Genomic DNA, 25,995 nt, shown 5'->3' on the forward strand with positions numbered 1-25,995 from the left:
CCTCGATCTGGCCCGGTCAGTTTCGGCTGCCGTTGGGGGAGTTCACCCGGGTCACCACGTGGTCCACGAACCCGTAGACGCGGGCCTCCTCAGCGGTGAACCAGCGGTCGCGGTCGGCGTCGGCGGTGATCCGCTCGACGGTCTGGCCGGTCTGGTCCGCGGTCAGCTCCGCCATCTCCAGCTTCCACTTGCCGAGGATCTCGGCGCGGATGGCGATGTCCGACGCGGTGCCGCCGACGCCGCCGGAGGGCTGGTGCATCATGATCCGCGCGTGCGGCAGGGCGTAGCGCTTGCCCGGGGTGCCGGACGAGAGCAGGAACTGGCCCATCGACGCGGCCATGCCCATCGCCCAGGTGGCCACGTCCGGCTCGATGAGTTCCATGGTGTCGTAGATCGCCATGCCCGCGGTGACCGACCCGCCCGGGGAGTTGATGTAGAAGGTGATCTCCTTCTCCGGGTCCTCGGCGGCCAGCAGCAGCAGCTGCGCGGTGATCCGGTTGGCGATGTCGTCGTCCACCTCGGAGCCGAGGAAGACGATGCGCTCCCGAAGCAGCCGCTCGTACACCGAGTCGTTCAGAGTGAGCCCTGCGGTCGCCGACCGCATCATGGGCGTCGTCCGCAGTGGTTGCGTCACGTGTGCCTGCTTTCGCTGGTTATGACCTGGGTTCGTGTCACGTCCGACATTAACGAAGGTGGGCATGGCGGCATGCCCGGGACGGGCCGCGTTCGCTCAGAGCGTCACTGGTCCGCACTTGCGGACGCGGGCTCCTCCTGCTGCTCGCGCGGGGCGAACAGCTCGTCGAGGTCCACGGTGTTGCCGGAGGCGTCGGTGACCGTCGCGAGGCGGACCACCGAGGCGAGCGCCTTGCCCCGGCGGACGTCGGCGAAGATCGCGCCGAGCTGGCCGGACTGCTGGGCACGCTGGACGTATTCGTCCGGGCTGACGCCGAAGCGCTGGGCCTGGTAGATGATCCGCTCGGTGAGCTCGTTGTCGTCGACCTGGACGTTCTCCGCGTCGGCGATCGAGTCGAGGACCAGCTGGGTCTTGACGGCCTTCTCGGCCTCCTCGCGGATGTCGGTGTCGAACTCCTCGCGGGTCTTGCCCTGTTCGGTAAGGAACTCGTTGAAGCGCTCGTCGTCGTGGTCGAAGGTGTGGACCGCGTCGTGCTGGCGGACCTCGACCTCGGACTCGACCACGCTCTCCGGCATCGGGACCTCGGTGACCTCGAGGAGGGCCTCGAGGACCTTGTCGCGGGCCTGGACGCCCTGCTGCATCCGCTTGACGCGGGTGAGGCGCTCGCGCAGGTCGGCCCGGAGCTCGTCGATCGTGTCGAACTCGCTCGCCAGCTGAGCGAACTCGTCGTCGGGCTCGGGGAGCTCGCGAACCTTGACGGTGTTGACCTTGACCGCGACATCGGCGTCGCGCCCGGCGTGCTCGCCGGCGACCAGCTTGGTCGTGAAGGTCTTCTCCTCGCCGGCGTTCGCGCCGATGATGGCGTCGTCGATGCCCTCGATCATCTCGCCGGAGCCGACCTCGTAGGACAGGCCGGCGGTGCGGGCCTCCTCGACCTCCTCGCCGTCGACCGTGGCGGACAGGTCGATCGAGACGAAGTCACCGTTCTCGGCCGCGCGCTCGACGCCGGTCAGCGTGCCGAAGCGGGCGCGCAGCTCGTTCAGCTGCTCGTCGACCTCGTCGTCGGTGAGCTCGACATCCTCGACGGTGACGGAGAGCTCCCCGAACGCCGGCACGGTGATGTCCGGACGGACGTCGACCTCGGCGGTGAACTCGAGGATCTCGCGGTCCTCCAGCTTGGTGACCTCGATCTCCGGGCGGCCCAGCACCCGGACCTCCCCCTCGGTGACCGCTTCGGAGTACTTGGCCGGGATGGCCTCGTTGACGACCTCGTCGAGGATGGGAGCCCGCCCGATGCGCTGCTCGATGACCCGCGCGGGCGCCTTGCCCGGCCGGAAACCGGGGATGCGCACCTGGCTCGCGAGCTTGCGGTAGGCGCGGTCGAAGTTGGGCTTGAGCTCGTCGAACGGCACCTCGACGTTGATCCGGACCCGCGTGGGGCTCAGGTGCTCGACGGTGCTCTTCAACGTGATCTCCTAGGAACTGGTGCGACGGACACGCCCACGGCCGGGCTCCCGCGAGTGTATGGAACTCGCCAGGTCGCGGGCGCGCCGGGGCGCCCGTGTGATGGTCGGGCTGACAGGATTTGAACCTGCGACCCTCCGCTCCCAAAGCGGATGCGCTACCAAGCTGCGCCACAGCCCGTCGACCCCACGGCCGGGGATCCGCCGACAGCGTATCGCGGCACGCTAGGCTGTTTCGGCACGGCGCCACCGCGGGTGTAGCTCAATGGCAGAGCCCCAGCCTTCCAAGCTGGTCATGCGGGTTCGATTCCCGTCACCCGCTCCACATGCAAACGCCCAGGTCACACAGTGTGCGCTGTGGACCTGGGCGTTCGTCATGGGGTGTCGAAATCCCCGTTCGTGCCAGATTCGTGCCAGATCAGGCGGCGGAGCCCTCCTCATTGGCCCCGTCGTCGGCCTCCTGGGCGGTCCTCCGGGCCTCGCGGATGAGGGCGTCCAGAGCGGCGGCGATCTCGTGGTCGCGCTTGCTCGTGGCGTGCTGGTAGATCAGTGCGGCACGGGTGCTGGCGTGGCCGATCCGCGACATGATCTCTTTGAGCGTGGCTCCCGTCTGCGCCGTGAGCGTCGCGCCAGCGTGCCGTAGGTCATGCAGGTGCAGGTCCGGGTTCGCCCCGGCCGCGCGTACGGCCGCCTTCCAGATGCCGTTGAAGTTGGTCCTCCGGGGTGTCGCCCCCTTGGGGCCACGGAACAGCCGCCCGTCCGGACCGGGGTCGGTGTACCCCGTCGCGGTGAGGTGCAGGCGCAGCTCCGGCAGGATCGCGGACGGCAGCGCCACGGTCCGGTGTCCGGCGTCGGACTTCGGTCCCTTGAGCTTCTGCTCTCCGCTATCGAGCTGCGCGAGTGCTCTATCCACCCGGAGCACTGGCGTCCCGTCATCGATCAGCGCGGCGGGATCGGTCCCGGCCGCGACCTCCTCCGCCGTCGCCTTCCTGCGCTTCGGCATGGTGAGGTCACCCCGACGCAGCGCGACCAGTTCCCCAAACCGCAGTTGCCCGAATGCGGCGAGGAGCACAAGCGCCCGATAGCGCGGCTGGATACTCGCCGCAATGCCGAACACCTCCTCAAGGGTCGCGCTCGGCCGTTCAGCCGCCGACTCCTGGCCAGCACCCTTAATGCGGCAGGGGTTCTTTCGGATCAGCTCATCGTCTACGGCCGTGTTGAGAACGGTGCGCAGGAACCGATAGGACTTCGCGACGGTGGATTCACCGACGCTTGCGTCCAGCAAGTCCTTACGCCAGGTGCGAATGCGCGGCGGCGATAGCTCCGACAGCGACATGCCACCAAGCTCAGGGCCGATGTGATTGCGCAGGTATCCGCTGTACAGCTCCCGCGTCCGGTCCTCCAGATCTCTCTCACTAATCCACTTGTCCGCGTATTCCTGGAAACTGACCTTTCCGGCATCGGGGTCAATCCACTCGCCCCGCCGCATTTCGGCTTCGAGGTCCACTAGATGTTGTTCGGCGGCCGTCTGAGTCGGGAACGTCTCTTCTGCCGTCCGCAGCAGACCGTCCGGCCCTAGATAGCGCGCCTGGAAACGGCCAGACGGCAGCTTTCGAACGCTACCGAATCGGCGCTTGCGACCTTTGTTGTTTCCACCCATTACGCAGCCCTCCTACCACGGACTGGCACCGTCTGCGATTCGATGAACTCGGCAAGGACACTCTCGGCGATACGCACGTGCCTACCAATGTGAACGAATTCGATCCGCCGCTCTTCGATCAGTCGACGCGGGAACCGCTCGGTTGTCCCGAGAATCTCGGCAACCTGCTTGACCGACAGAAACCTTCCGAGCAATTCCGCTCCCTCACTGGCGTTGTTCGAGTTGCGGTTCAGTGCTCCCATGACTCCCCCTCGGCGTCGGCGGAGTCATCCTCGGTCGGGAGGTACCGACTCCAGGCGTCATTCAGGCCCAGTTGGTTTGACGTGCCGTAGGTGACGTATCCCTTGGTGATTTGCCCGGCAGTGCGGAATGGCACCGGGGAAACGTGGTAGAGGGCGAGTTCTTTGGCCAATCGACGCGCGTCGATTGGTCGGCCAGGTCCGTTGATGTCGCCCCATGGGGATTCGTCGAGCATGACGAGGTTGGCGAGAATGTCTGTGGTCGACAGACGGTCTGTGTTGCGCTCGGAGAACACGGCGTGCAGGTCAGTCAGCAGTCGCACGCCAATGGTCACGGGTTGCCGGTCGGCTTCCCGGACGAAGTGCGCGCAAGCGCGGCGGGCGGTGTGTGGCCAGTGGCCACCGGCCGCGTCGGCGATGGCCAGGAGCGGTTCCCAGATCTCGCGGGCACGGTTGGCCACGCCGGGCGGCATCTCCGGCTCGGCCTCTCCGAGCGTCTCGGCGATGCTGTCCACCCACGCGGCGAGTGCGTCCCGAAGCGGTTCGGCGTCACGCTGGACGATCCGCTCGCGGAACTCTTCGACCGTTTCGGTGTTCTTCTTGCGGCGCATGTGGACGGTGACCGCACGAGTGGTGATGGTCGGCGGCATGCCTCCGGCCAAACCGACCAGCGCCACGGGCGAGTAGACCGGGAACCGCTGCACGCTGTGGCTGTCGCCGACACAGCGCACGACGCAGGCCGTGCGCTTGTATCCGGCGTTGAGCAGTGCCCGCAGGTCCTCATAGCCGCCCCCGCCGTTGTTGGTGAAGATGGCGTCTACCTCGTCCCACAGCAGGGTGATGGGACCGTTGTTGGCGACCATGCGGAACACGGCCGGGGTCGACGCGTTCATTGTCATTTCCGGCTTGGCCACGAGGTACTGACCAACCTCGATGACGAGAGTCTTGCCACTGCCCGGCTCCGCACTGGAGATCACCAGACGCGGAGTCACGTAGAACTGTGCAGCGGCGTGGGTGTGGGCGTACCAGAGCGCGAGCATCGGTGCGCAGTGCTCGTGAGGGAACACAATGAACCGGGAGACGAACTCGGTGATCGCGTCCAGCAGGGCGGCGCCGGTCAGGTGCTCGGTTTCCACGAGGCGAAGCGGGGTGCTCATGCTGCCCTCCGGTTGTTGGTGCGGGAGTGGGTGAGGAAGTCGCGGAACTTGGGTGCCGGGTGGGACTCGCGGTAGAGCGCGAGGTCGGTCGGGTAGCCGCCGGTGGCATGCTCGGCCGCGAGACGCCAGCACTCGGCCAGTTCCCGGAACGTGAGCACCAGGTCGGCGTGCTCGCGAGAGCACGGGTGCGGGCGGCATGGGCTCAGGGCTCGCGGGATCGTGCTCATGCGACCCTCCGGGGACGCTTGGCCCCGGCGCGCAGGCCGGAGGTGATGGTCAGGTGGGCTTGCCGCTCGGTGAATGTGGGGTCGGCCGCGATGTGGCCGGCAGCGGCGTTGATCAGCTCCGCGCGAACGTCCTGTTCGGACAGGGAGCCGCCCGCAACGAGCTGCCCGAGCGCCACGGCCGCGAGGTACAGCGCCCAATTCCGCTCACTCGTGGCGGACCTGACGCGCTCAACCTCGCCACGCACAGCGGCAGCGAGGAAGGCCCCACGGCGGCCAGGAAGCTGCGAAACCGGAGCGGCCGGGACGTTAGGTAGCGGAGCGGGCAACAAGCGCTCACAGAGCCACTGAGGCAGCGGCCGGGGTGCGCGGTCGTTCTCCACGGTGTAGGCGTGTCCGTCTACAACGGACCCGGCCGCGACGACGTGGCCGCCCCACGCGCGGGTGTCGACCTTCCAGCCGAGTCCGCGCCCACGGTCGCCTCCGGTGTTGCGCAGCTCCACCCCGTCCGGGGCGAGGAAGTAGAAGTGCGTGCCGCCGGAGGGGGTGCGGACGGTGTAGGTGTCCCACGGCACCGGCTGCCCGGCCTGCTTGCACACCGCGACGAACACGTCCAGCCCTTCCCTGATGCCCGGCAGGTTCCACGCGTCGGGCCGGGGCTTGTCGTCGGGCTTGGGGACGTCGAGGTCCACCACGAGCAGACCGGACGGCCCGGTCGCGATGGCGACGTTCCAGCCGCGCGCTGCCCACAGCTCGCGGTCGTGGTCGGTCAGGTGCGACACCGCGCGCTGTTCCGGGGTGCGGTGCCCGTCGTGGCAGTCCCCGGTCCGGGGGCAGCGGTCCGCCCCGTGCAGTGCGGGCAGCTTGCGCCCGGCCGCGAGCGGGAAGACCGACCAGCCGCGTTCGATCGCGGCCACGGCCGCGTCAAGCTGAGCTTGGTTCCTCATCGTCAGTTCCTCCACTGTGGACGCGAGTTCAGGACCGGCGGCAGGTGGCGAGCATCGCGGCGAGCGCGTCCCGCTCCGGGCGGTCGACGGACAGGCCGTAGGTGTGTTTGGTGGTCACGTAGGCGGTGGCGTAGCCACACCACGCGGCGCGGTCGGTGGGGCGCCAGCGGGCCGGGTCGTCGTCGCCCTTGCTGGTGTTGGAGTGGACAGACGCGGCCACGAGGTTGTTGCGGTCGTTGTAGAACCGCTCCCGCTGCGCACGGGTCCAGTCGGCCGCGCCGGAGCGGGCGGCCTCACCGAGCGGGACGCGGTGGTCGATCTGCACCCGCCTGGTGTCGCGGATGCGGGCACCGTCGTAGGGACTCGTCCAGCACGCCGGACCGGACGGCGGGCACACCGGACGGCAGCCGGAGCCGGGCTGGGTGCCGTGGCCCTGCTCGGTGAGCACGATCTCGCGGGTGTTGCACCCGTGGCCGTGGCTTGCCCAGTCGCCCCACTCGTCCCGGTCGTACGGGGCGGTGGTGTCCTCCGGACGGACCGGCAGCGCGGACAGCGACGCGGCGAGATCGGGCCGGGCCGACTGTGCCCCGGCGGCCGGGGTCGGCAGCGCTGCGGTCGGGTCGCACCCGCTGGCTGTGAGGACGGCGAGCGCAGCGAGCACCGTCATGGTCGTCGTGGTGGTCGTCGTGGTCCGCATGACGTTGATTCCTGTTCTGTCACTGTGTGTGACGGTGTGTGGGCGTGCGTGGTCGTGGCGAGGTCCCGCGCGGGGTGTCTCGTCGAGGGGTTTGCGGTTGTTTCCGGGGTTTCGCCTGGTCAGGCGCTAGGTGTTAGTTGCCTGGTGAGAGGTGGCGGAGGGCGCTAGCGGGGGTGCTAGGTCTAGCGGGTCTGGGTGCTAGAGCCAGCACCCGCGCTAGCCCTCCGATCCGATTACTCTCCGTTGACTTCGGCCGCCGTGTCGGTGGCGCGCTGGGTGGCGCGGTAGGCGTCGAGCACGTCCGCGCGAGCGATGCCCCGGCGGTTGCCGGACTTGCCATCCGGCCCGCTGCCCCAGGTCTGCGAGGTGGTGATGCCGTAGGGCTTGAGCGCGGCGGCGAGCTGGGTGGACTTGGTCTTGCCGTCCTGCTCTGCCCACGGCCCATAGATCTCCGGCCGCAGGTCGGCGAGACGGTCCACCACGGTTTCCGACCACACCTTGTCCTGACCGGCCGGCAACACCTCGCACAGGTCGGCGAGCAGGTTCGGACCGTCGTTGACGCTGGTCAGCGTCTCCTCACCGGCCGCGTAGCCGGTCAGCGTCCCGGCGGCGGCGCGCATCGCCCGTGCGCGGTCGGCGATCTTGTCCGCGTCCGGGCCGTCCACGTAGGCCGACCTGGTGATTTGCGGGTCGTCGGCGTTGCCCACGAGCAGGCCGATGCCCTTGTCCTTGTGCCCGAACATGGTGGCCCGGATGCCGTTCTTGTAGGCGCTGGTCCCGAGCACCATGTCGTTCGCGACCTGCCCCATCACCCGCAGGCAGAACCGCAACGCCATGTTGTCCGCCACGGCCGGGGGCAGCGACTTCGCGTCCGGCCGCTGGGTGGCCAGCACGAGCATGATCCCCAGCGCCGGGCCACGCTTGATGATCGGCACGCACAGGTCAGCGGCTTCCTGGCCCAGCTTGGGGTGGCTGAACAGTTCCTGGCACTCGTCGATCGCGAACACCACCGGATGCAGCCCCAAACCCTTGCGGCGCGCCAACTCTGGCGTGACCTTGTTCTCCGGGCACACCTCCCGGGGCAGTTCCCGGATGGTCTTCGCGCGGGTGTCCAGCTCGCGCTTGACCTCCCGCAACGACTCCAGGCATGCCTCCAGCGTGGCGTCATCGGCGCCCGTGCCGTAGTGGTGCGCGCACTTCTCACCCGGCCCGGACAGGTCCCCGGTGCCCTTGAGCTCGAAAATCCGCAGTTGCACGGACGGGTCCAGGGCGGCGGCCAACAGGACGATGCGCAGCGCGAACGTCTTGCCCTGCCGGGGCATCGCGCCAATCAAGAGGTTGGCGAACATGAGCAGGAACGACACCGCACGTCCGCGCTGGTCAGCACCGAACGGCACCGGCGCGAAGATGTCCGCTTTACCCGCCTTGGCCAGCGTCCAGGGCGCGGGCTTGGCCTGGCTCATGTCCTGGTCACCGACCCACAGCCGCAGCCGCCCGGCGTGTTCCTCGGACTCCGGCTCCGGCCACACGCACCCGAGCGGGCGACGCAGCCCGGACGCGAGCTTGTCCCGGCGCTCCATGATGTCGGTGACAACCACGCCGTACGGCAGGTCCACAGTGGCCAGCCAGCCGGGACCGTCGCGCACGATCGGGGCCGGGAAGGTGATCCCCGTGCCGCCCTTGGCGACGGCCTGGTTGATCTGGGCGATGCCCAGCGACGCCAGCGCCCGCACGACCACATCACTGGTGAGCTTCTGCGCCTTGGTGGTCACCACGGCACGCCCGGCGACGCGCTTGTCCGACGGGGTGCCCAACCACCCGAGCCCACCGAGTACGGCGGCCACGGCGAGCCACTGTGCCCACACCGGGCCGAACCCCCACAGCACGAGCACTCCGGCGATGGTGGCGATGGTCGCGAACACCACAACGCCGATGCGGCCACGTACGCGCTCGGAGCGTTCACGGGCGAGCTTGAGGTACAGCTCGCCGTCGCCCCGCCGTACGGCGTCCTGGCGCAGCGGGGAACCCTCGATGTCGAGCATCCACGCGCCGGTGTAGCCGATGGCCTTGCAGGCACCCCACGGGGCACGCAGCGCGAGCTTGGACGCGTACAGGGGCAGCCGCACCGTGTGGTACGCGGTGACATGCGTGGTGTGGTCGGCGGCCCACTTCGCGGTCTGGGTGAACTCGGTTCGCGAACGCAGCCACGGCGCGATCACCGAACGCCGCTGCCCGTTCGCCGCGTCCCGCACGCGAACGTCCAGCGAACGCGGCACCGAACGCTCCGGCAGATCCACCGGCAACGGTTCACGAACACCGTCCGCGTCGCCGTTCGTGTCGCTGTCGTCGGTCACGGGATCGGCGGCCGGGTCGGTCGCGTCGCGAACCTCGGTGAACTCACCGTCAACGACGGTCGGCTGTGACTCCGGGCCGTGCTCGCGTCGGGGCATCGGCACGATGGTCGCGTCAGGCATGCCGGTGTTGCTCTCCCTGCCGTCGTGGTGGCCGTGGCGGTGGTCGTGGTCGTCGTACGGGTCGGGGGTGTGCACGGTCGTGGTGGACATCAGGCAGCCCTCTCCTGCTCGGTGGCCTGGTCAGCGGGGGTCGGCGCCGGGTGCGGCACGGCGGTCGGTTGGGTGTGGTGGGACAGTTCGGCGTTGAGCAGGTCGGCGACGACCTTCGACGTGCCGCGCGAGATCTCCGGCACGGCCTCGCGCACCCACGCCGGGGTGATGACCACGCCCGGCCGGTACGCGGCGCGCGCACGGTCGGCGTACTCCTCGCGCGAGACCCGGCGCGGCTTGCCGGCCGTCGTGCTGCCCGTCCGGGGCGACGACTTGCGCGGCCGGGCGGTCTGCCGTTCGACGGTCGCCGGAGCGGTCGTGTCCGACGTGGACGGCGTGCCGTTCAGTGGCGCGGTGGTCGCATCGTTCGCCGTGGCGTTCAGCATGCGGGCGGCACACAGCACCGCTTCGGTGAGCCGATCACGCAGGATCGGGCCGGTCTCGGCGGCGAGGTAGACCATGGCCGGGGGCACGGAGTGCAGCACGATCCCGGCCACGTGCCCCTCACTCCAGGACTGCCAGGTGTTCATCGTGTAGGTAGCCAGGAACGCGAACACCTTGGTGCGCTTGACCCACGGGCCGGTACCGGCGGTGCGCATGTCCACCTGCCACCGCGCGGTGACCTGCTCCGCTCGCAGCACGGCGATGAGCACGAGGGAGACCATCGGGTCCAGCAGCCACGCGGCCACCCACGGCAGCGAGCCGACCGACGCGCCACCGGCGGCGAAGGTCTGAACGTTGACCATGGTGAACGCGAGTCCGAGCAGCAGACCGGCCCACATCAGACCGTCCACCTGCGACCGGGTGCGCTCCACTCGCAGCGCCACCACGTCCGGGTGTGTCTGCAACGCGCGCTTCTCGGCGGCGATGCGTGCGTCCTGGCGGAGCTTGTCCACCTCGGACAGCGGCACGTGCTGTGCGTCCTGCGGCTTGGTTGGGGTGTTCATCGGTGGCTACCTCCCCGGCGGCTGTAGACGACTTCGGTCACGGCGAACATGCGGGCGAGCTGGAACGCGCCGATCAGGGCCGGGACGGCCAGCGTCGGCACGATGACGCGGGGGTCGGTGGCGTAGTGCGTGACCAGCCACTGCACGCCGGTGATCACCCCGGCGAACAGGACCGTGCGGAACGCCATCGCGGTCAGCCGGTTGACCTCCCGCACACCCTTCGCGGCCTTCTTCGCGGCCCGGCGGGACGCGGTGATCCCGAACAGCACACCGAGCGCGGCGAGCCCGACCAGAACGAGCATCACGGTTGGGTTGTCAGTCATCACGCCACCTGCCGATCCGACGCGGCGGAAGCCTGGCGGCGCAGCATCTTCCGCTCTCGCTCGCTGGTGCCGCCCCAGATGCCCGACAGGTCCGAGCGGCCCAGCGCGTACGCCCGGCACTGGTCAATCACCGGGCACCCGGCGCACACAGCCTTGGCCGCGCGGACGTCGCTCCCCTTGCCGGGGAAGAACTCCTCCGGGTCGGTCTGTGCACACAGCCCGGCCCGCATCCAGTCGGTGTTGTCCGGTGAGCCCAGGTTCAGCAGGTCCCACAGAGAGGCCGCACCCTCCGTGCGACGGCCGCCCCTCACGCCGCACCGCCCACAACCGTGCGCAGCGCACGCGCCGCGTCACGCCGACGCGCCCGGCGCGCCGCACGCGCCAAAGCCACCTCGTCCACCGCCGGGCCGACGACCACACCCTGCCGGTGCGCGTCCATCGCGTCCTGCAGGGCGGATGCCAAAAGGTCCAGGTCAGAGAGGCCGTCCGCCCCGTAGAGAGCCTGGTTGCTGCTGTCCATCACCACTCCTCGTTAGTTCGCTAGCGAACTGGCTAGGTGGCGAACGTAGCCGACTGAGCGGCGGAGCGCAAGAGGTTCGCTAGCGAACCTGCGAACTATCTGGTTGACTGGCCCGCATGCAGCACGAACCGACCACCGGCACCGTTCCAGTGCACCTACAGATCGCGGACGCGCTTCGCGCGCGGATCACCTCGGGGGAGCTAGCTCCTGGTGATGCGATCCCGTCCGCAAGCTCCCTGGCCGACGAATGGGGTTGCTCCGTTGGCTCCGCTCGAAGCGCCATCGCTGTCCTGATGGAAGAAGGACGGCTATCGGGAGGGCGGGGAAAATCGGCGACGGTCCGGCAACCGCCCGTCAGGCGTTCGCTGACCTTGTCCTCGGACTGGAGTCAAGTGCAGAAGGATATGGTTCTGCGACCAATAGGCGAGCGCCGCAAGCGAGGTGCGGTCGAATTGATCGCTGGAATTCCGATCGACGACACGGACTCGTCTGCGTCCTATAATCGCGTTCTTGCAACACCGGAGATTGCGCAAGAGTTTGAGTTGCCTGTCGGCACGGAAATGCTCCAACGAACCTATGAGATGACGGACAAGGATTCCGGGGCGCGCATCGCGTGGAGCGTGTCGTATATTCCAGTCGAATACATCAAGGAAAACCCCGATCTACTTGATGAGACAAAAGAGCCGTGGCCGGGTGGTCATCAGCATCAACTCTTTACTGTGGGGATTGAAATTGACCGCTTTATGCGAAAAGTGACAGCGATACAGCCGACGCCGGGTGATAGGCAGAAGTGGCGCATGGAGCCAGGGGTACCGCTGTTGCATGTACGTAGCAAATCTATAGACATCTCCGAGAAAGTAGTAGAGATGTCAGATGCCACCTATCCGGTGGATAGGACGGAAATTGTGTATGTCGAGCAGCTAAAGCGGTGGACTCCGCAGGAGCTGGAGGCAGCGCATGACCATTGAGAAGGTCCACGCGCGCACTCTGGAACGAAGGTCCGCCAATATATCCGTTGTGATTCCGGCCCACAATGAAGCCGCGACTATCGCGAATGTGATTGAGGCGGCGAGAGCTGGACTGCGTCACATGGATACGCCAGGCGAAGTGATCGTGAGCGCTAGCGGATGCACGGACTCCACGGCAGAAGTTGCTCACGAGTGTGGCGCTGAGGTGATTATTGCACCGATCGGCAAGGGTGCGGCCATCAAGGAGGGAGTTAAAAAGGCTAATGGGGACATAGTCTGCCTGGTGGACGGTGATCTTGACTACTATGGGGCTGTGCCACTTGTCGCACTACTGGTGGAACCGCTATTGCAGGGCATCGCGGACGCCACAATTGCCGATCTCTACTGGCGGCCGATTTATCCGGACCAATGGTTGCATGCATTTTTTGCGCCCGTAGCGGGCCACCTGTTCCCCGAGTTGCTACCAAAGGCAGGATCAACGCCGTGGTCGGGACAACGCTCTGCGACGCGCGAGCTTTGGCCGGAATCGCTTCCGGACAATTTCACGGCGGACCTAGCGCTTGTATTGCATTGGAATGAGCACGCTGAACGGCTACGTCCTGTGCTGGCTGATGACTGGTTCAACCCGCTTCGTCCAAAGCCTGAGTTGTTGGCGATGGATTACGAGTTGCTTGCAACCAACGCCGTTGAACGTGGCCGACTTCTACCGGCTGCGCGCCCTCGCCTTGACGCGTGGTTTCGCGCGGTACAGGACTTGGTGGACGGCTATGACCCGCAGCAGCACGACCCACGGGAATACGAGCGGCGGGCGCTCAACGCTTCGATCACGGAGCTGCGAACCCGGCTTGGGCACCTGGCTTGACCCCCGGAAAGTCGGTTACATCGGTTACACCGGTAACACCGCAGGTCAGGGCATGTGCGACTCAGTTACCGACTCAGTTACTGCGGTTACATCTCACGGTCTCCCCCGGAAAGTCGGTTACATCGGTTACACCAGTAACGCCGCAGGTCAGGGCAGGTGTCCGACGGTTACCGGCCCGGTTACGTCGGTTACACCGCGAGGAAGAACGCTGCAACAGCCCGGCCCAGGCTGTTGCAGCGCTTGTGTTCCCAGCGGCAAGCAGGTGTAACCGCAGTAACCGGGCCGGTAACCGCGTCGCGACCCCTCTGACCAGGTATGTAACCGATGTAACCGATGTAACCGACTTCGGCGGGGTGAGGCGGCCGGCGGCACCTCGGTCGGTGCTGGCGCATGCCGGGCATGAAGAGATCGGCGAGCGGAGCGAGCACCGTTTGGGGCGTGCCAGATCCGTGCCAGATCCGTGCCAGACGGGGCGGGAATCTAAGGGGAATAGCGGGGACTCGCGGGCAGACTTAACAGGAACGTGCTGGTAGACGTTTCGCCTGGTCAACGTGCCTGCATGTCCCTCAACTTCCAAGCTGGTCATGCGGGTTCGATTCCCGTCACCCGCTCCACTCTTTTCCTGCAGGTCAACGGCTTGCGGACCCTCCTCTTTGGACGTCAATCGGCGTCCATTTCGGCCGTCGTGCCCCCCGCGTGCCCTCCGACACCTGATCACTCCTCAGATCTCCGCGGCAAGGCGTCGCAGGCAGCCGCGAGCAAGGCGGGAGCCTGTTTGCGATGGCGGGCTCTGCAGGTACGCCAACGAGGACGTCAACCCCGTTAGGACTCTGACGTACTCGTTTCGCTTGCTCCCATTGAGCTTAACGCAATCTGATCTTTTGTAGCGACCATGCACTCATTTACCCAGCTCACGAGACATGCCGGCGGTTGCAGGCAGCTCAACGACCCCCTGTGTAGCCGTGTCTACACTCCTTGTGATCTTGGTGCCCATACGTGTATGAAGCGGAGCGGGCCCCGAAGGTTCTCGCTTCATCTTGATCTTCAAGGTGGAGAAGGAGAGCCGGATGTGGCCCACGATCATCTTCAGTGCGTTCGCCGCACTGTCCGCCGTGCTCTCCATCGCAGCAGCGTCGGTCGGACTCCGTACCTCGTCCACCGATGCCCAGCGTGCCTTCGCGTGGAAGTTGTTTCGTGCGTCGTGGGCGTCCGGGACGGTGACCGTCACTGCCGGCATCATCAGACTCCACCAATCCGGGCTACTCAATTGGGCAGCCATCCCTCCTCCGTGAAGAGCGCAAGCGGGGCAGCAACATCACTTGCTTCTCGAAGGCCAAGGGCCGCACTCGATCGCCTACGGACATCACGCCTCGCCCTCCTTGACCTCCCCTCCGTGCCCCTTCTCCTTGCGGACCATGTCCTCGATGCCCTGCGCGATCGCCTGGTCACGCTCCTCTCGGGCGTGCAGATAGATCAGCGCAGCGCGGGTGGAGGCGTGACCCATCCGGACCATCAGCTCTTTGAGCGTCGCCCCGGTCTCGGCCGCCAGCGTGTTGCCGGTGTGCCGCAGGTCATGGAGATGCAGACCGGGGATGCCGGCCTTCTCGCGGGCCTTGGACCAGATCGTGTGAAAGTTGCCCCGCGTCAGGAGAGCGCCCTTCGGCCCGACGAACACCCAGGCCGACTTGGCCGGCCCGACCCACCGATCCAGGTGCTGGCGCATCTCCTAGACGACGAACGGCGGCACCGTGACCCGCCGCTTGCCCGCCTCCGACTTCGGGTCGGTGACGAGGATCTTCCCGCCGTTCGTCTGGATCGCCTGCCGCCGGACGTGCACGACACCCTTGACCAGGTCGAAGTCACCCCGCTGCAGCCCGATCATCTCGGCGAACCGCAGACTCGCGAACGTCGCCAGGAACACCATCAGCCGGTACCGCGGCTTGATCTCGTCAGCAGCCGTGAGCGCCTGTCCGATCGTCGCGATCGGCCGTTCCGGCGCGTCCTCCTTGCCCGCGCCCCTGATCCGGCACGGGTTCGCCTTCACCAGCTCGTCGTCGAGATGCGCGGTGTTCATCACGGCTTTGAGCAGCCGGTACGCCTTCGCCATCGTCGACGAGCTGGCGCCCGCGTCGAGCAGCTCCTTCCGCCACGTCCGCACCCGAGCCGGGGTGAGCTGGGCCAACATCACGTGCCCGATGTAGGGCTCGATGTGCAGCCGCAGCAGACCGCGGTACAGCTCCACAGTCCGGACCGCCAGCTCCGGCCGCTCCTCGATCCAGGTGGCGGCGTACTCCCCCAGCGGCACCATCCCGACCTCCGGATCCGCCCAGTCGCCGCGCCCGAGGTCCGTCTCAGCTGCCGACAACCACCGATCGGCGTCGCCCTTCCGCGCAAACGTCTGCGGCGCCGACCGCAGCTGACCGTCCGGCCCCGGATACCGCGCCTGCCACCGCCCCGACGGAAGTTGCCGAACTCTCCCGAACCTCCGCCGCGCACTCACGACGCCCGCCTGATGTGCCGCCGAACCGCCGACCGATCGAACGCCTCAACCCGACCGGCCTCCGCGAACGCGTCCAGGTCGTCGATCTTCAACCGCACGAATTTCCCGACCTTGTGGAACGGAATCCGCCGCTCAGCGATGATCCGCCGCACGAACCGCACGCCCGTTCCGAGGTACTCGGCCGCCTCGTCGACCGTCAGATACTTCTTCACCGTCGCCCCCTATGCCGCCGTTGCCGAAAGATCGCCCGCCGCGAGTAGCGCTCTGTCGTACTCGGCTCTCCACCGGATCCGCTCGGAGATCGCGTGCATGAGTAGGTGCGCTCTCGGTGGCACGTTGGGGTCTCCGGGCTGGACCTTGTGCCAGACCAGCCGGCGGGGCTCCTCGGCCGGCTTCTCGATGCCGACCTCTTTGAGCGCTTCCAGGACGAAGGCCCGCCGGTCGGCCTTGTGGTCGGCGAGTGTCTTGCCCGACCACTTCCGCGACACGAGCACTCGCCGGCCGGGGAGCCCGAGCGTGGTCCGCCGATGTGCCCGGCCCTTGCAGTGCCCCGGCGTCATCCTGGAGTTCACCCCTAGCGGCTGGATGCCGTAGAGCAGCCACACCGCGCACCGAGGCGAGCACGGCGTGACGGCCAGCTCGTCATGCAACCGGTCGTGGTGCGCCCGCTGTCGCTCCGAGTCGGCCTCGACGACCTCACCCAGGGACTTGGTTAGGTACTTCGTCAGGTAGCCGATGTGCCGGCCGGCCTCGTCGGAGCCGCCGAGGATGCCCTTGGAGTGCACCTGCCGTCCAAAGGAGACAACATGGGCCGGCTCCTCGATGTCGTCGAGTGCCTCTGTCCACGTGGTGACAGGTCGCCGAGTCTCCGGGTCGACAAATCGCTCACCGTCCCAGGTGGGCAGACGATCACCGCCGTAGACCAGTTCATCGTGGGCCGGCCACCACACCTGGTGGTAGGTCGCCGCGGTCACCTGGCGCAGCAGCTCGTGCGGAATCGACCCACGAATCGCCGCATGCAGGTGCGGAGCTACCCGCTTCTGTGGTTCGACGGTGGCGAAGTACTGCACATCCCAGCCCACGCAGCGGCGCAGGTTCTGCCACCAACGATCAGCGAGCGCGGCGAAGTGCACAGCGTCCCGCGCAGCCCGCCGATAGTCGTATGTAGACGGATCAACGGGAGTCCCGTCCTGGCGCACCCGCCCGTAGCTGTCACAGGTGAGCGTGACGAACATCGAGGGCCGGAACCGCCCAGCGAACTCCCGGCCCACGGTCCGCCGCTCGACCCGCTTGCGGGGCAGATCCGGTGCGTCCTGTCGACGCTTGGTCGACCGCTTCGGCGCGACCTTCTCCGGCAGATCCGGGGAGGGCAGCCGGCCACGCATGCCGAGCTGCCGAAGCTCCTCATCGACCGAGCGGATCTCCTCCCGTAGCTCGTCCACGTCGGCCCCGTCGGCAGCCCGGTACCCAGCCACGAGGTCCGCGCGCAGCGTGAGCAGCGCCTTGTGGTCCTCCGAGGGTGGCTTCGATGTGAAGTCCGGCTCCTCGGTGAGATGCCATCCCTCGCGACACTGTGCGATTCGCAGCGCCCGCGCCTTCCGCGCGCAGGGCCCACACTGCGTCTCCACTGTGGACCCGCACGGCACGGCGATGTGGCGGAGTTCGCCGGTGTCGAGGTCGCCCACTTCCATGGTGAACGGCCGCACACACACGCCATGCTGCTCGGCCGCCGCGGTGACGACGTCGATCGCGAGCGGCATCGCCATGCGGTCAGCTCGGGTCCGCCCGCTCATCGGCCCACCAGTCCGACCGCCCATACGGCCAGCTCCTCGAACGGCAGTGACACCCGCTCGCCGGGCTGCAGGCCGGCGCCGATCAGCGGCTCGTCGTAGGGCGCTTCGCCCCAGACCTCGACGAGGGTGTTGTCGGTGTCGAGGTGCCCGGACACGCCCAGGTGCAGGGTCATGCCGTCGGTGGTGCGCGAGGCGAAGATGTCTCCCTCGGCGAGGGTGCGCTGCCACTCCAGGAGCCCCCGCGCGGTGGTGGTCAGGTCGGTCTCGGCGAGCTGCACCAGCACCGCCGGCCGCTCCGAGGTCTCGACGTTGACCTCGATCGAGCACATGTCGGCGTGGATTGGGTAGTCGCGCAGCAGGGTGTGCAGCGAGTCGAGCAGGGGCAGGAAGTTGGCTGAGCTGTTCATGCGGCACCTCCGGTGCGCTCGGTCTGATGGGTGTTCGGGAAGGCGACGACCTCAGCCGACGACTGCACCGCGGTGCGTCCGGTGAGGAAGGTGACGAGTTGGGCGAGGTGGGTGTCGGTGACGTGGAAGACCCGAGCCCGTACCGGCTCCCGCTTGCCGTCTTCCTTCACCCAGGCCACTCCGGGCGTGTTCTCCGATATCTCATGCGCGGCCGCACCTCGCTGGCGCACCCCGTCACCGAGCACCATGTCCACTTGGGCCGGCTCATCGAGCCGCATGGCGATCCGGGTCGAGAACAGGTGCCGGAAAGCGATGATCTCCTTGCGCGGATCTTGGAGCAGCCCGAGAACACAGACACCCGGCGCGCGTCCTTGCGAGGTGATCGCCTGCACGGCCCGCGTCGCGCGATCACGGAGGCTGCGGTCGGTTTGGTAGGCGATCACGTCGGCCAGCTCGTCGACCACCAGCAGCAGGAACGGGTCTCCGGACTCTGCTGTCCACATGCGACGCCTACCTCGGTAGGACTCGGCCCGGCGCTTGACCTCCTGCGCGAGCGATTCCAGCAGGGTCACCGCGCGGGAGCCGTTGTCGTAGACGACCTGCTCGAACACCTCCGGGGCCTGACCGAGCTCCATCCCACCCTTCGGATCGATCCCGAACATGCGGACGTGCCCGGCCTTGATCGCCGGAGCCAACGCACAGGCCACCGCCCAGAGCAGCGAGCCCTTACCGGCACCGGAGACCCCGCAGGTGAGCACGTGCGTGCCGAGCAGTTGTAGCCGCAGGGGCTTGCCGGCCTCGGTCCGCCCGATCGCCACTCGCCGCAGATCCACCCCGGCCGTGTCCTCGGCCAGAGCCGGCACCGGGATCGAGAAGGCCAGCGGGTCGGAGTGGATGAAGTCCAGCTCCAGCCGGGCCGGCTTCACGACCCGCACCCGACACGACTGCGCGCCGAACGAGTGCGCCAGGCCGGAGGCGTGCAGCTCCCACTGCTCGGGTGCCTGGCCGCGGATCATCCGCACCCGCACGACATCACGCCAGCCCTCGGCACGAACCCGCCCGAGCGTCGGGCGGTACTCCTTCCCGCGCTTGTCCTTGGCCAACTCCGAGAGCCGCATCACCGTGCGCCACTCCCAGGCATAGACGAACAGCCGGCGGAACTCCGTCCGGATCCGCCGCAGCGCGAACCGCTCAAACGAGGACCGGTGCCGCCACCACCACAGGCCCAGCGCCGTCAACACCAGGACGAGCAACGCGCATACCCACCAGACGCCGAGCCCGGAGTAGGACCACCAGCCGGCCGCGAGCAACGCGAGCGAGAGCGGGTACCGGTACACGACCCGCCCGGCCTGCCAGACCAGCCAGCACACCAGCCACACCACGACAGCCGGCGAGATCACGAACTTGACCCATCCCGGCAGCAAGGTCCACCACGGCAACCGCGGCCGCGACACCTCCAACGGCGCCGGATCCACCCACCGCGAATCCTTCGGTCGGCCCATCACCGACCACCCCGCCCGAACTCCAGCGGAAGCACACCCCGGCACCGATCACACCGAGACTCGCCAGGCGACAGCCGAGCGAACCGCTTGCACGCCGCACAGCGCGGGCGGACCCGGACTGGCGTGACGGACTGGTTTCGTTCTAGCCTTGTCATTGTTCATTCCCTTGGGATGGACAGCGCAGGAGCGGACAAGGTTGGTAGCCAGCGTTCCGCTTCTGCGTCTACGGATTCCTTGCAGCACAACAAAGACGTGCGTCATCGCCACACGTCCCCTGCGTGCGTTTCTTGTGTCTATTCAGGACTTAGTGAGCTAGTTGCTGGATGAACGCCCGCGTCTCCTCGACAGGCAACGCCGCTGCAGTGATCGAGTCGAAGACCCGCCGCACACTGGCGACCCGCTCCTCACCCTCCTCTCGCAGCACACCGACAGCCGATTCCAGGAACACCACCGGAAGATCGTCCGGGTGATCGAAGTCGAGCAGCCGGAAGCCGCCCGCACGCATCTGCGCCCCCGCCGCAGCGGGAAGCACCCGCAGTGACACACCCGCCACGGCCGAGCACTCGGCAAGCCGATCGAGCTGTGCCCGCATCACCATGCGGTCACCGACCTGGTTGTGCAGCGCCGCTTCGTCTACCACCACCGACATCGCCAGCCGACCGGCCGCACCAGTCAGTTGGCCTTGACGGATGTGCCGTGCCGCCAGCTCCGCGCGCAGATCCTCGGAGTCGGTCAGCAGTGCGCGGGCGTAGTCCTCGGTCTGCACCAGCTCCGGCACACGGGCCACGGCGAACTCCCAAACCTGAGAGGCCCCAGCCTCCCAAGCCACGTAGTCCACGTCGGTGATCCGGTAGCCGTGCCACCACCCACGCCGACGAGCCGCCCGCACCGTGTCCAGCAGCTCCGGCGAGTACTGGTCGTAGAGATCCATCATGCTGCGCACCAGATGCACACTCACCTGCGAACCACCGGACTCCGCCCGATGCAACGCACTGCGAGTCAGATCCAGCCGTGGCGCCGCCTCGTCCAAGGTCAGCCGGGCGTGCTCACGCATGACGCGAACCTGCCGGGCTACCCTGCGGCGGGCCACGGCCGGACTGATGGCTCCCAGGTCAGTCACTGTTGATGTCACCGGGTCCTCAACGCGTGCCGAGGACCCAGTTCGCCGGCCGGGTCGATCTCAGCGGCGAACCGGGCTGCCTCCCGAGCCAGGTCCCGGCAGAACCGAGCCAGTTCGGGAGCGCCGACGTGGGTTGGCGGGCACTGGATGGTCATGTTCACCGGGTCCAGGTATACGACCAGCACCGGCAGACCTTCCGGCATCCGCAACATTGCGGCCGTCGCCTCCGGTCCGGGCGCGCAGGCAACCTGGTAGGCGGTGCTGTACTCGGTCATGCCGCCGACTTCCCCGACTCGTTCGCCTTCGCCGAGCCGCGATTCGGCGTCGAGGCCTGTACCGCACGCAGGCCAGTAGCTCGGACCACCCACGTGATCCACTTCGCCTGACCGGATGTCTCGGCCCGCGGCTGAACCGTCAGGCCCTCCAGCACCACCGGGCGGAACGGCAGGCTGCCCACTGCCTCGGGCGGCACCGGCTGCACATCGGCCGCGATCTCCACCGCGATCGACTTGTCGCGCTCCTTCTCGGCAGCCGGATCGGCGATCGTCGCTCGGTAGAGCCGGCGCCCGGTCTGCTCGTCGATCCGAGGCCGAACAGGACGGTTGCGCGCTTTGTCCTCTTGGGACTGGTACTCGGTCAGCGGCTGGATGTCGCCCATCAAGTAGGCGCCCTGCGGAAACATCACGTCGAACGGGATCTCAAACCGCATGCCATGCGGGACAGCCATTGCTTGCACCTCTGCTTCCTCGAACTCGCTTCTCGCCACGCCCACTGGGGCCACGAGTTCAAGGTACCCGCACTTCTAGTACTGGTCAACATTCGTAGTGCGAGTTCCGCAGAAAAAGTGCGGGTCAATGAGTCAGGTTCAGATCCTCCGCAAGTCGTTGCAGGTCAGCGTGGTCACCATGGCCAGCTCGGAGCGCATCAGTGACGAGCTCGCGGACAATCTGATGTCCATGCACCTGCTCCGGTGCGATCGCCTCCGCCTGCCGCAAGGTGGCGACCATGGCGTCAGGTTGACGACGTTGCGCATGTGCCCGCGCCACGTCGATGAGAAGACGGCATCGACGCTCCGGCGACAGCCGGCGAGTGTCCGCCTTCTCGGCGATACGCAGCGCGAATCCGGCGTCGCCAAGCTCCACCGCCACGTTGACCTCGTGCAACAACACGTTGGTCGGACCGAACTCAGTGTTGTAGTCGTTGCGGTCGACGCCTAACTGGCTCGCGGCTTCCTTCGCCCTGCGTAGGTACTCGTAGGCCGTATCGCCATCGTTGGTCTTGGCCGAGGCGACCGCCAGCTGGAGATGAAGCGCACCGCGCAACGCGACGGCTTCCTCCTCGCCGACGTCGACAAGCCTGCCGAGCGCCTCCGCCGCCGTCTCGGCCGTTCTGATCGCCAGGTCGAAGCGCCGCGACCCCTGAAAGACGATGGAGAGCCGGAACGCGCCTTCGGCCATCAGTAAGGGATCGTCAGCTTCCTCAGCCGCGGAGATCGCGCGATCTACCGCCACCCAAGCTGCCGCCGGCTCGTTGAGCTTGGAGAGCATGCCGCCCGCGGCGTGATAGGCCTTGGCCTTCGCCACGCAGACCCGCTGCTTGTCCACTCCCGTGGTCTTGCGAGCCGCGTACTCGAGTTCAGGGATGAGCCTGTCGAGGAGCTTGCCAAGGTCGTCGTACTGCGCACCGTGCACGAAGTCCCAAGCCTTCACTGCCTCATCACCCAGGCGGTCGACGTCAACCGGTTCACTGTCGGACAGCACAGCCCGCAGCGCGTCACTGGAGGAGAGGGCGAGACTCAGAGTGTTGGCAGCTCGCGGCCGCTGAGTTGTCGCCGCGACGACGTTCGACTCTGGCGCCAGTTCGCCGACCGGCACCTCCAGAGCGTCGGCCAACGTCTCCAGCACCGACATGCGATCGATCGTGCGAGCCCCTCGCTCGACCTGACTCACCCAGCTCTCAGAGCGGCTGATCCGCGCGCCGAGCTCCTTCTGCGACAGCCCCCGCTTGTTGCGATGGAACGCAACCCGTCGCCCCAGCGCCTTCGAGTCACCGGGCAACATCGCTCACACGCCCTTGCCGGTTGGCGGTTCCAGAAACTCGACACGAGCTCCAGTCAGGTACTGCTCACGTTCGGCGAGGAACTTCTTCGTGTGCTCCTGCTGCTCGTGCGCGTCGAACGCCTCCCGGCTCTCGTACAGCTCGTAGAACACCCTGGACAGCGGCGCATCCTTCACCCTGTGTACCGCGTAGATCAACGTCCCAGGCTCCTCAGACTGGATCTTGGGAGCCGTCTCGGCAACCAGCTCATCGAAGCCCGCCGCTGCCTCCTCGTCACGAAGGTAGAACCGTACAACCAGCGCAAACATGTGTCTCCTAGTGCTATCACGTGTCGACCAAGACTAATAGTACTAGCTGACACTCCGAGTGCGACAGGTCAAGCCTGGGGTGGTGCCCGCAACCCCGTTCGCGCCGGCCCGCCCTCGACGTGATCGCAGAATCGTGCTTGACCGAACAACCCGGAGGGAGCGAGTGGATGCCGGACACCCCTATGCACTCTGTCAGCGTCGCTGGCATCGTCGTGGACGACCAAGATCGCGTTCTCTTGATCCAACGTCGCGACAACGGCAACTGGGAGCCGCCCGGCGGAGTCCTGGAGCTGGGCGAGACGTTCGAGGAGGGCGTCAAGCGCGAAGTTCTCGAAGAGACAGGCGTGCTCGTCGAAGTTGATCGCCTAACCGGCGTGTACAAGAACATGAGGCGAGGGGTCGTCGCACTGGTATTCAGATGCTCACAGGTCGCCGGCAGTCCTCGGGAAACAGCGGAGGCAGCGAGCGTCGCATGGGTCGTGCCGTCAGCTGCCACCGCGCTGATGAGCGAGGCCTACGCAGTGCGAGTCACAGACGCGTTGACCGATGGGTGCAAGACTCGCCATCACGACGGATCCGCGCTCACCTAAGCGACTGGCCGACGCTTCTGGACGCCCGATTCTGGTTCGTCAAGGGGACGGCCCACGTCGATCACTTCCACAGCTCGGACGCTACTGCGGCGAACAGAATCGTGGTCACCGTTAGAACGGAGCGCTGGCTGTGTCTCAGCCGGTCGACCTACATCGTGTGATGGTGCGCCTACTCAACTATTCCCGAATGGTGTCCGCTCCGAAGTCTGGCGCTGGCTTTATCGGGCGGAATTTGCGCCTTTCTATCACTCGCAACGTCACTGCATTCTCCTCATATTCGCGTAGAATCTCACGAATGAACTGACGTTCATCGGACGCCAACAACGCAGCCAGGCCAAGCACGCGTCGTTCGTGTGGATGGTCGGCATGTGGTAACACCGCCCGGATCACTTCCCTTGCCTTTTCGGCATCCCATGACGCGAGCCGCTGCGCCGCCAACGCAAACAACGGAAGCGACGGTCCTGACATAAGAAAGTCGGCCATCGCTTCATGGATGTCATCTCGCACACCGCCTCGAGAAGGAAACATCGCTCCCAGACTGGCAACGCTCCACTCGATTGACCAAGGCCCTCGATAATATTCAAGATACCAATCCTGTAGTTCGCGCCACAATTTCAAGTCGCGAAACGCGCGTGCAAGGTGATCTGCGGCATGCGGCATGCGATGCGCTGTCTCGATTAGCTCTTCCTGCCGTGTCACCAGCTTTTGATCGCGCATCCTAGTGAGCGCAAAGTGAATCGATGTTCTATCAGCACGCTCTGGGTCCGCTACGATCTTGTCAATCAATTCCTCCAGAGGGGCGAAATCAGGATCATCATCATCCAACGCGTCATCGACTGCGCTATGTTGGATACTCAACGCGACATTCTGCAACTCCTCCCCATCAAGTACTTCCGTTTTGCCCATATTCATCTCAAGGCCTGCATCACGAGCCGCCTTCTGAACATCCAGCTGCACAGACCGCAGGTCCCCGTGATCTGATCCGAAGATCCAAAGATCATCCATCCAGCGCGTAACACCACCAGAAGCTGACAGAACGGAGAACATTCCAGTCGATGGATGTGTCAATTCATGCTCTCGCAGAACCCGATCAATTCTTTGGAGATACATGTTTGCCAAGGTTGCAGATGCTTTGGATCGTTGCGGGAGCCCGCGACGGCCTGGTATGCCATCAAAGGCCTCAAGCATGTCGCTCAGCCGACCAGTTACTTCATTTCCCCCAGCCACACGTTCAATATCCTCGATGACCCGCTCGATCGAGATCGAAGCAAAACATGACACAATGTCCGTCTTGAGGCCAACATCATTAAAGATCACGAAATCGCTCAGCGCGCTTCGATACAGTCCCCACTCGGTTCTGTTAGGGGAGTATCGTCCGGCCGACGGCTCAGATCTAGGCAAGCGCCAGCCAAACACCCACGTATTCAAAGAACCGATTAGACTCTTGCTTTGGCGGTCAGCGAGTGCTTGATAAAGTACTCGGTCAACGGCTTCCATTATCATGGCCGGACGAATTGCGAAATTCTCTTTCGGGACATCAATTTGCGAGACGCGCCGCACACCTTCCGCCCTCGCTCGCCGAACCAGAATGCTCCAGTCATCCTGGCTCAAACTGTCGTACTCAGGCCAGTTCCACGGATCCTTGTACCAGTCGCCAACTAGATCTTTCCGAACGTTCGAAAGAGCTTGTTCGAAGTCCAGCGCGTTGAGCCAATCCATTGCGCAAGCTCCATAGTTTTCGGGCTACCGGCATAACGCGCCTTCAGTAGCCATTTTAGATCCGATCTCGGTAGCAGATTATGTGCCTCACGTAAACGACAAGCAGCAACAGGCTTGTCGCGCCCAACGGAATCGTTAGGGCGAGCGGATCGCGATGCGGCCAAGCTAACGCAAAACTCACCATCGCCGGTGCGACAGTTATCAAAATCAATGGCAGATGGTACGACAACACTCTATGCCTGAACTGAACGCGAAACTTCGTCCGTCCACCATGCCACCCAATACTTGCCGGGTACCTCTTCGCCAGACCCGTTTCGATTTCGTCCCTCACATACATTGATAATTCCCCAATCTGCAAGTTGTGGTGCACAACGAGCAGACCGAGAAGTACTGATACTAGTGGTGCGACCAAAAGCAAGGGCCCACTCATACGTTCGACACCGAAGCCGATGATGGCCGAACTGACCGTTATCGAAGAGACAATCAACGCTGTTCGATTGTCCATCTTCTTCAGAATCTCGTCCCTAAGACTCTTGTACTCCGCCAAGCTAATGTCGACCGCAATTCGATCAGCGCTCTCCACGTCGACTTTCGGTTTGCCGGCTCCGATGGGACTGGCGTCCGGTTGGCCTGTTCCTTTATCTTGAGCCACCAACGCACCTCCCAGCCGCGACACTTGACACTGCAGAAATTGGCTCTATGGGATCAAGGCGCGCCGCCGGCGGCGGCGCGCTGTGCCCGTCGCCCTGGCAACGTGGACCGCATCCATCGCGGCACGGCCGGCTGCCGCTCC

29 protein-coding genes and 2 tRNA genes are annotated in these 25,995 nt (G+C 66.1%); 4 read left to right on the plus strand and 27 right to left on the minus strand.

What is annotated here, in order from left to right; translation table 11 throughout:
- Positions 1-16: 16 nt before the first annotated feature.
- The 3 genes from ACRDSK_RS05560 to ACRDSK_RS05570 form a co-directional block, all read right to left on the minus strand.
- Positions 17-607, minus strand: coding sequence for an ATP-dependent Clp protease proteolytic subunit (locus tag ACRDSK_RS05560; protein ID WP_431438873.1), 591 nt, complete (start codon positions 605-607; stop codon positions 17-19).
- A 131-nt stretch (positions 608-738) separates the two neighbouring features.
- Positions 739-2,100 carry a trigger factor gene (gene tig, locus ACRDSK_RS05565; RefSeq protein WP_431438841.1) on the minus strand — a complete coding sequence of 454 codons (1,362 nt, stop codon included), beginning with the start codon at positions 2,098-2,100 and terminating at the stop codon, positions 739-741.
- A gap of 101 nt (positions 2,101-2,201) precedes the next feature.
- Positions 2,202-2,278 (minus strand) — tRNA-Pro (locus tag ACRDSK_RS05570).
- Between the two features lie 70 nt (positions 2,279-2,348).
- On the opposite strand from ACRDSK_RS05570, the gene ACRDSK_RS05575 reads away from it, so the two are divergent.
- A tRNA-Gly gene (locus tag ACRDSK_RS05575) sits at positions 2,349-2,422 on the plus strand.
- Between the two features lie 93 nt (positions 2,423-2,515).
- Here ACRDSK_RS05575 and ACRDSK_RS05580 read toward each other — a convergent pair.
- The 11 genes from ACRDSK_RS05580 to ACRDSK_RS05630 form a co-directional block, all read right to left on the minus strand.
- The gene (locus tag ACRDSK_RS05580) at positions 2,516-3,757 is read right to left on the minus strand and encodes a tyrosine-type recombinase/integrase (RefSeq protein WP_431438842.1); all 1,242 of its coding nucleotides are present in this window, start codon (positions 3,755-3,757) and stop codon (positions 2,516-2,518) included.
- Positions 3,757-3,999 (minus strand): helix-turn-helix domain-containing protein, encoded by a 243-nt coding sequence (locus ACRDSK_RS05585; RefSeq protein ID WP_431438843.1) that lies wholly within the window; start codon positions 3,997-3,999, stop codon positions 3,757-3,759. The genes ACRDSK_RS05580 and ACRDSK_RS05585 overlap by 1 nt, the downstream gene beginning before the upstream one ends.
- A complete protein-coding gene (locus ACRDSK_RS05590; RefSeq protein WP_431438844.1) occupies positions 3,987-5,153 on the minus strand; it encodes a DUF3631 domain-containing protein in 1,167 nt (388 codons plus the stop codon). The genes ACRDSK_RS05585 and ACRDSK_RS05590 overlap by 13 nt, the downstream gene beginning before the upstream one ends.
- A complete protein-coding gene (locus tag ACRDSK_RS05595) occupies positions 5,150-5,380 on the minus strand; it encodes a hypothetical protein (protein WP_431438845.1) in 231 nt (76 codons plus the stop codon). The genes ACRDSK_RS05590 and ACRDSK_RS05595 overlap by 4 nt, the downstream gene beginning before the upstream one ends.
- Positions 5,377-6,324, minus strand: coding sequence for a bifunctional DNA primase/polymerase (locus ACRDSK_RS05600; protein WP_431438846.1), 948 nt, complete (start codon positions 6,322-6,324; stop codon positions 5,377-5,379). The genes ACRDSK_RS05595 and ACRDSK_RS05600 overlap by 4 nt, the downstream gene beginning before the upstream one ends.
- A gap of 28 nt (positions 6,325-6,352) precedes the next feature.
- A complete protein-coding gene (locus ACRDSK_RS05605) occupies positions 6,353-7,021 on the minus strand; it encodes an HNH endonuclease family protein (protein ID WP_431438847.1) in 669 nt (222 codons plus the stop codon).
- A gap of 233 nt (positions 7,022-7,254) precedes the next feature.
- On the minus strand, positions 7,255-9,585 hold the full coding sequence (locus ACRDSK_RS05610; RefSeq protein WP_431438849.1) for a cell division protein FtsK: 2,331 nt from the start codon (positions 9,583-9,585) through the stop codon (positions 7,255-7,257).
- The gene (locus ACRDSK_RS05615) at positions 9,585-10,532 is read right to left on the minus strand and encodes a hypothetical protein (protein ID WP_431438850.1); all 948 of its coding nucleotides are present in this window, start codon (positions 10,530-10,532) and stop codon (positions 9,585-9,587) included. Before ACRDSK_RS05615 ends, ACRDSK_RS05610 begins: the two co-directional genes overlap by 1 nt.
- Positions 10,529-10,855, minus strand: a complete 327-nt coding sequence (locus tag ACRDSK_RS05620; protein ID WP_431438852.1) for a hypothetical protein — start codon at positions 10,853-10,855, stop codon at positions 10,529-10,531. The genes ACRDSK_RS05615 and ACRDSK_RS05620 overlap by 4 nt, the downstream gene beginning before the upstream one ends.
- Positions 10,855-11,166 carry a WhiB family transcriptional regulator gene (locus ACRDSK_RS05625; protein ID WP_431438853.1) on the minus strand — a complete coding sequence of 104 codons (312 nt, stop codon included), beginning with the start codon at positions 11,164-11,166 and terminating at the stop codon, positions 10,855-10,857. The genes ACRDSK_RS05620 and ACRDSK_RS05625 overlap by 1 nt, the downstream gene beginning before the upstream one ends.
- Positions 11,163-11,375 (minus strand): hypothetical protein, encoded by a 213-nt coding sequence (locus ACRDSK_RS05630; RefSeq protein WP_431438854.1) that lies wholly within the window; start codon positions 11,373-11,375, stop codon positions 11,163-11,165. The genes ACRDSK_RS05625 and ACRDSK_RS05630 overlap by 4 nt, the downstream gene beginning before the upstream one ends.
- A 116-nt stretch (positions 11,376-11,491) precedes the next feature.
- Here ACRDSK_RS05630 and ACRDSK_RS05635 point away from each other — a divergent pair, with 116 nt between their 5' ends.
- Both ACRDSK_RS05635 and ACRDSK_RS05640 read left to right on the plus strand, forming a co-directional pair.
- Positions 11,492-12,343 (plus strand): GntR family transcriptional regulator, encoded by an 852-nt coding sequence (locus tag ACRDSK_RS05635; RefSeq protein ID WP_431438855.1) that lies wholly within the window; start codon positions 11,492-11,494, stop codon positions 12,341-12,343.
- Entirely contained in the window at positions 12,333-13,205 is an 873-nt protein-coding gene (locus tag ACRDSK_RS05640; RefSeq protein ID WP_431438856.1) for a glycosyltransferase, read from the plus strand. The genes ACRDSK_RS05635 and ACRDSK_RS05640 overlap by 11 nt, the downstream gene beginning before the upstream one ends.
- An 898-nt stretch (positions 13,206-14,103) precedes the next feature.
- Here ACRDSK_RS05640 and ACRDSK_RS05645 read toward each other — a convergent pair.
- From ACRDSK_RS05645 to ACRDSK_RS05700, 12 genes are all read right to left on the minus strand, one after another.
- Complete coding sequence (locus ACRDSK_RS05645; RefSeq protein WP_431438857.1) at positions 14,104-14,484, minus strand: hypothetical protein; 381 nt, start codon at positions 14,482-14,484, stop codon at positions 14,104-14,106.
- Between the two features lie 84 nt (positions 14,485-14,568).
- Positions 14,569-14,928, minus strand: coding sequence for a tyrosine-type recombinase/integrase (locus ACRDSK_RS05650; RefSeq protein WP_431438858.1), 360 nt, complete (start codon positions 14,926-14,928; stop codon positions 14,569-14,571).
- Positions 14,929-14,931: 3 nt separating this feature from the next.
- Positions 14,932-15,570, minus strand: a complete 639-nt coding sequence (locus ACRDSK_RS05655) for a site-specific integrase (protein ID WP_431438859.1) — start codon at positions 15,568-15,570, stop codon at positions 14,932-14,934.
- Between the two features lie 131 nt (positions 15,571-15,701).
- Positions 15,702-15,917: a helix-turn-helix domain-containing protein gene (locus ACRDSK_RS05660; RefSeq protein ID WP_431438860.1), complete on the minus strand. Its 216-nt coding sequence runs from the start codon at positions 15,915-15,917 to the stop codon at positions 15,702-15,704.
- A 9-nt stretch (positions 15,918-15,926) separates the two neighbouring features.
- Positions 15,927-17,498 carry a replication initiator gene (locus tag ACRDSK_RS05665; protein WP_431438861.1) on the minus strand — a complete coding sequence of 524 codons (1,572 nt, stop codon included), beginning with the start codon at positions 17,496-17,498 and terminating at the stop codon, positions 15,927-15,929.
- The gene (locus tag ACRDSK_RS05670) at positions 17,495-17,905 is read right to left on the minus strand and encodes a hypothetical protein (RefSeq protein WP_431438862.1); all 411 of its coding nucleotides are present in this window, start codon (positions 17,903-17,905) and stop codon (positions 17,495-17,497) included. The genes ACRDSK_RS05665 and ACRDSK_RS05670 overlap by 4 nt, the downstream gene beginning before the upstream one ends.
- Entirely contained in the window at positions 17,902-19,380 is a 1,479-nt protein-coding gene (locus ACRDSK_RS05675) for an FtsK/SpoIIIE domain-containing protein (RefSeq protein ID WP_431438863.1), read from the minus strand. Before ACRDSK_RS05675 ends, ACRDSK_RS05670 begins: the two co-directional genes overlap by 4 nt.
- 331 nt (positions 19,381-19,711) lie before the next feature.
- Entirely contained in the window at positions 19,712-20,539 is an 828-nt protein-coding gene (locus tag ACRDSK_RS05680) for a DUF5753 domain-containing protein (protein WP_431438864.1), read from the minus strand.
- A complete protein-coding gene (locus ACRDSK_RS05685; RefSeq protein ID WP_431438865.1) occupies positions 20,536-20,802 on the minus strand; it encodes a hypothetical protein in 267 nt (88 codons plus the stop codon). The genes ACRDSK_RS05680 and ACRDSK_RS05685 overlap by 4 nt, the downstream gene beginning before the upstream one ends.
- A complete protein-coding gene (locus ACRDSK_RS05690; protein ID WP_431438866.1) occupies positions 20,799-21,254 on the minus strand; it encodes a hypothetical protein in 456 nt (151 codons plus the stop codon). Before ACRDSK_RS05690 ends, ACRDSK_RS05685 begins: the two co-directional genes overlap by 4 nt.
- A 124-nt stretch (positions 21,255-21,378) precedes the next feature.
- Positions 21,379-22,587, minus strand: coding sequence for a helix-turn-helix domain-containing protein (locus ACRDSK_RS05695; RefSeq protein ID WP_431438867.1), 1,209 nt, complete (start codon positions 22,585-22,587; stop codon positions 21,379-21,381).
- Between the two features lie 3 nt (positions 22,588-22,590).
- Positions 22,591-22,893 carry a putative quinol monooxygenase gene (locus tag ACRDSK_RS05700; RefSeq protein ID WP_431438868.1) on the minus strand — a complete coding sequence of 101 codons (303 nt, stop codon included), beginning with the start codon at positions 22,891-22,893 and terminating at the stop codon, positions 22,591-22,593.
- Between the two features lie 167 nt (positions 22,894-23,060).
- Here ACRDSK_RS05700 and ACRDSK_RS05705 point away from each other — a divergent pair, with 167 nt between their 5' ends.
- Entirely contained in the window at positions 23,061-23,483 is a 423-nt protein-coding gene (locus ACRDSK_RS05705) for an NUDIX hydrolase (protein ID WP_431438869.1), read from the plus strand.
- 177 nt (positions 23,484-23,660) lie between these two features.
- On the opposite strand, the gene ACRDSK_RS05710 is transcribed toward ACRDSK_RS05705, so the two are convergent.
- Positions 23,661-25,202, minus strand: coding sequence for an RNA-directed DNA polymerase (locus ACRDSK_RS05710; RefSeq protein ID WP_431438870.1), 1,542 nt, complete (start codon positions 25,200-25,202; stop codon positions 23,661-23,663).
- Positions 25,203-25,995: the final 793 nt, after the last annotated feature.

Origin of the sequence: Actinophytocola sp., assembly GCF_050699915.1 — a bacterium.
Taxonomy (GTDB): Bacteria; Actinomycetota; Actinomycetes; order Mycobacteriales; family Pseudonocardiaceae; genus Actinophytocola.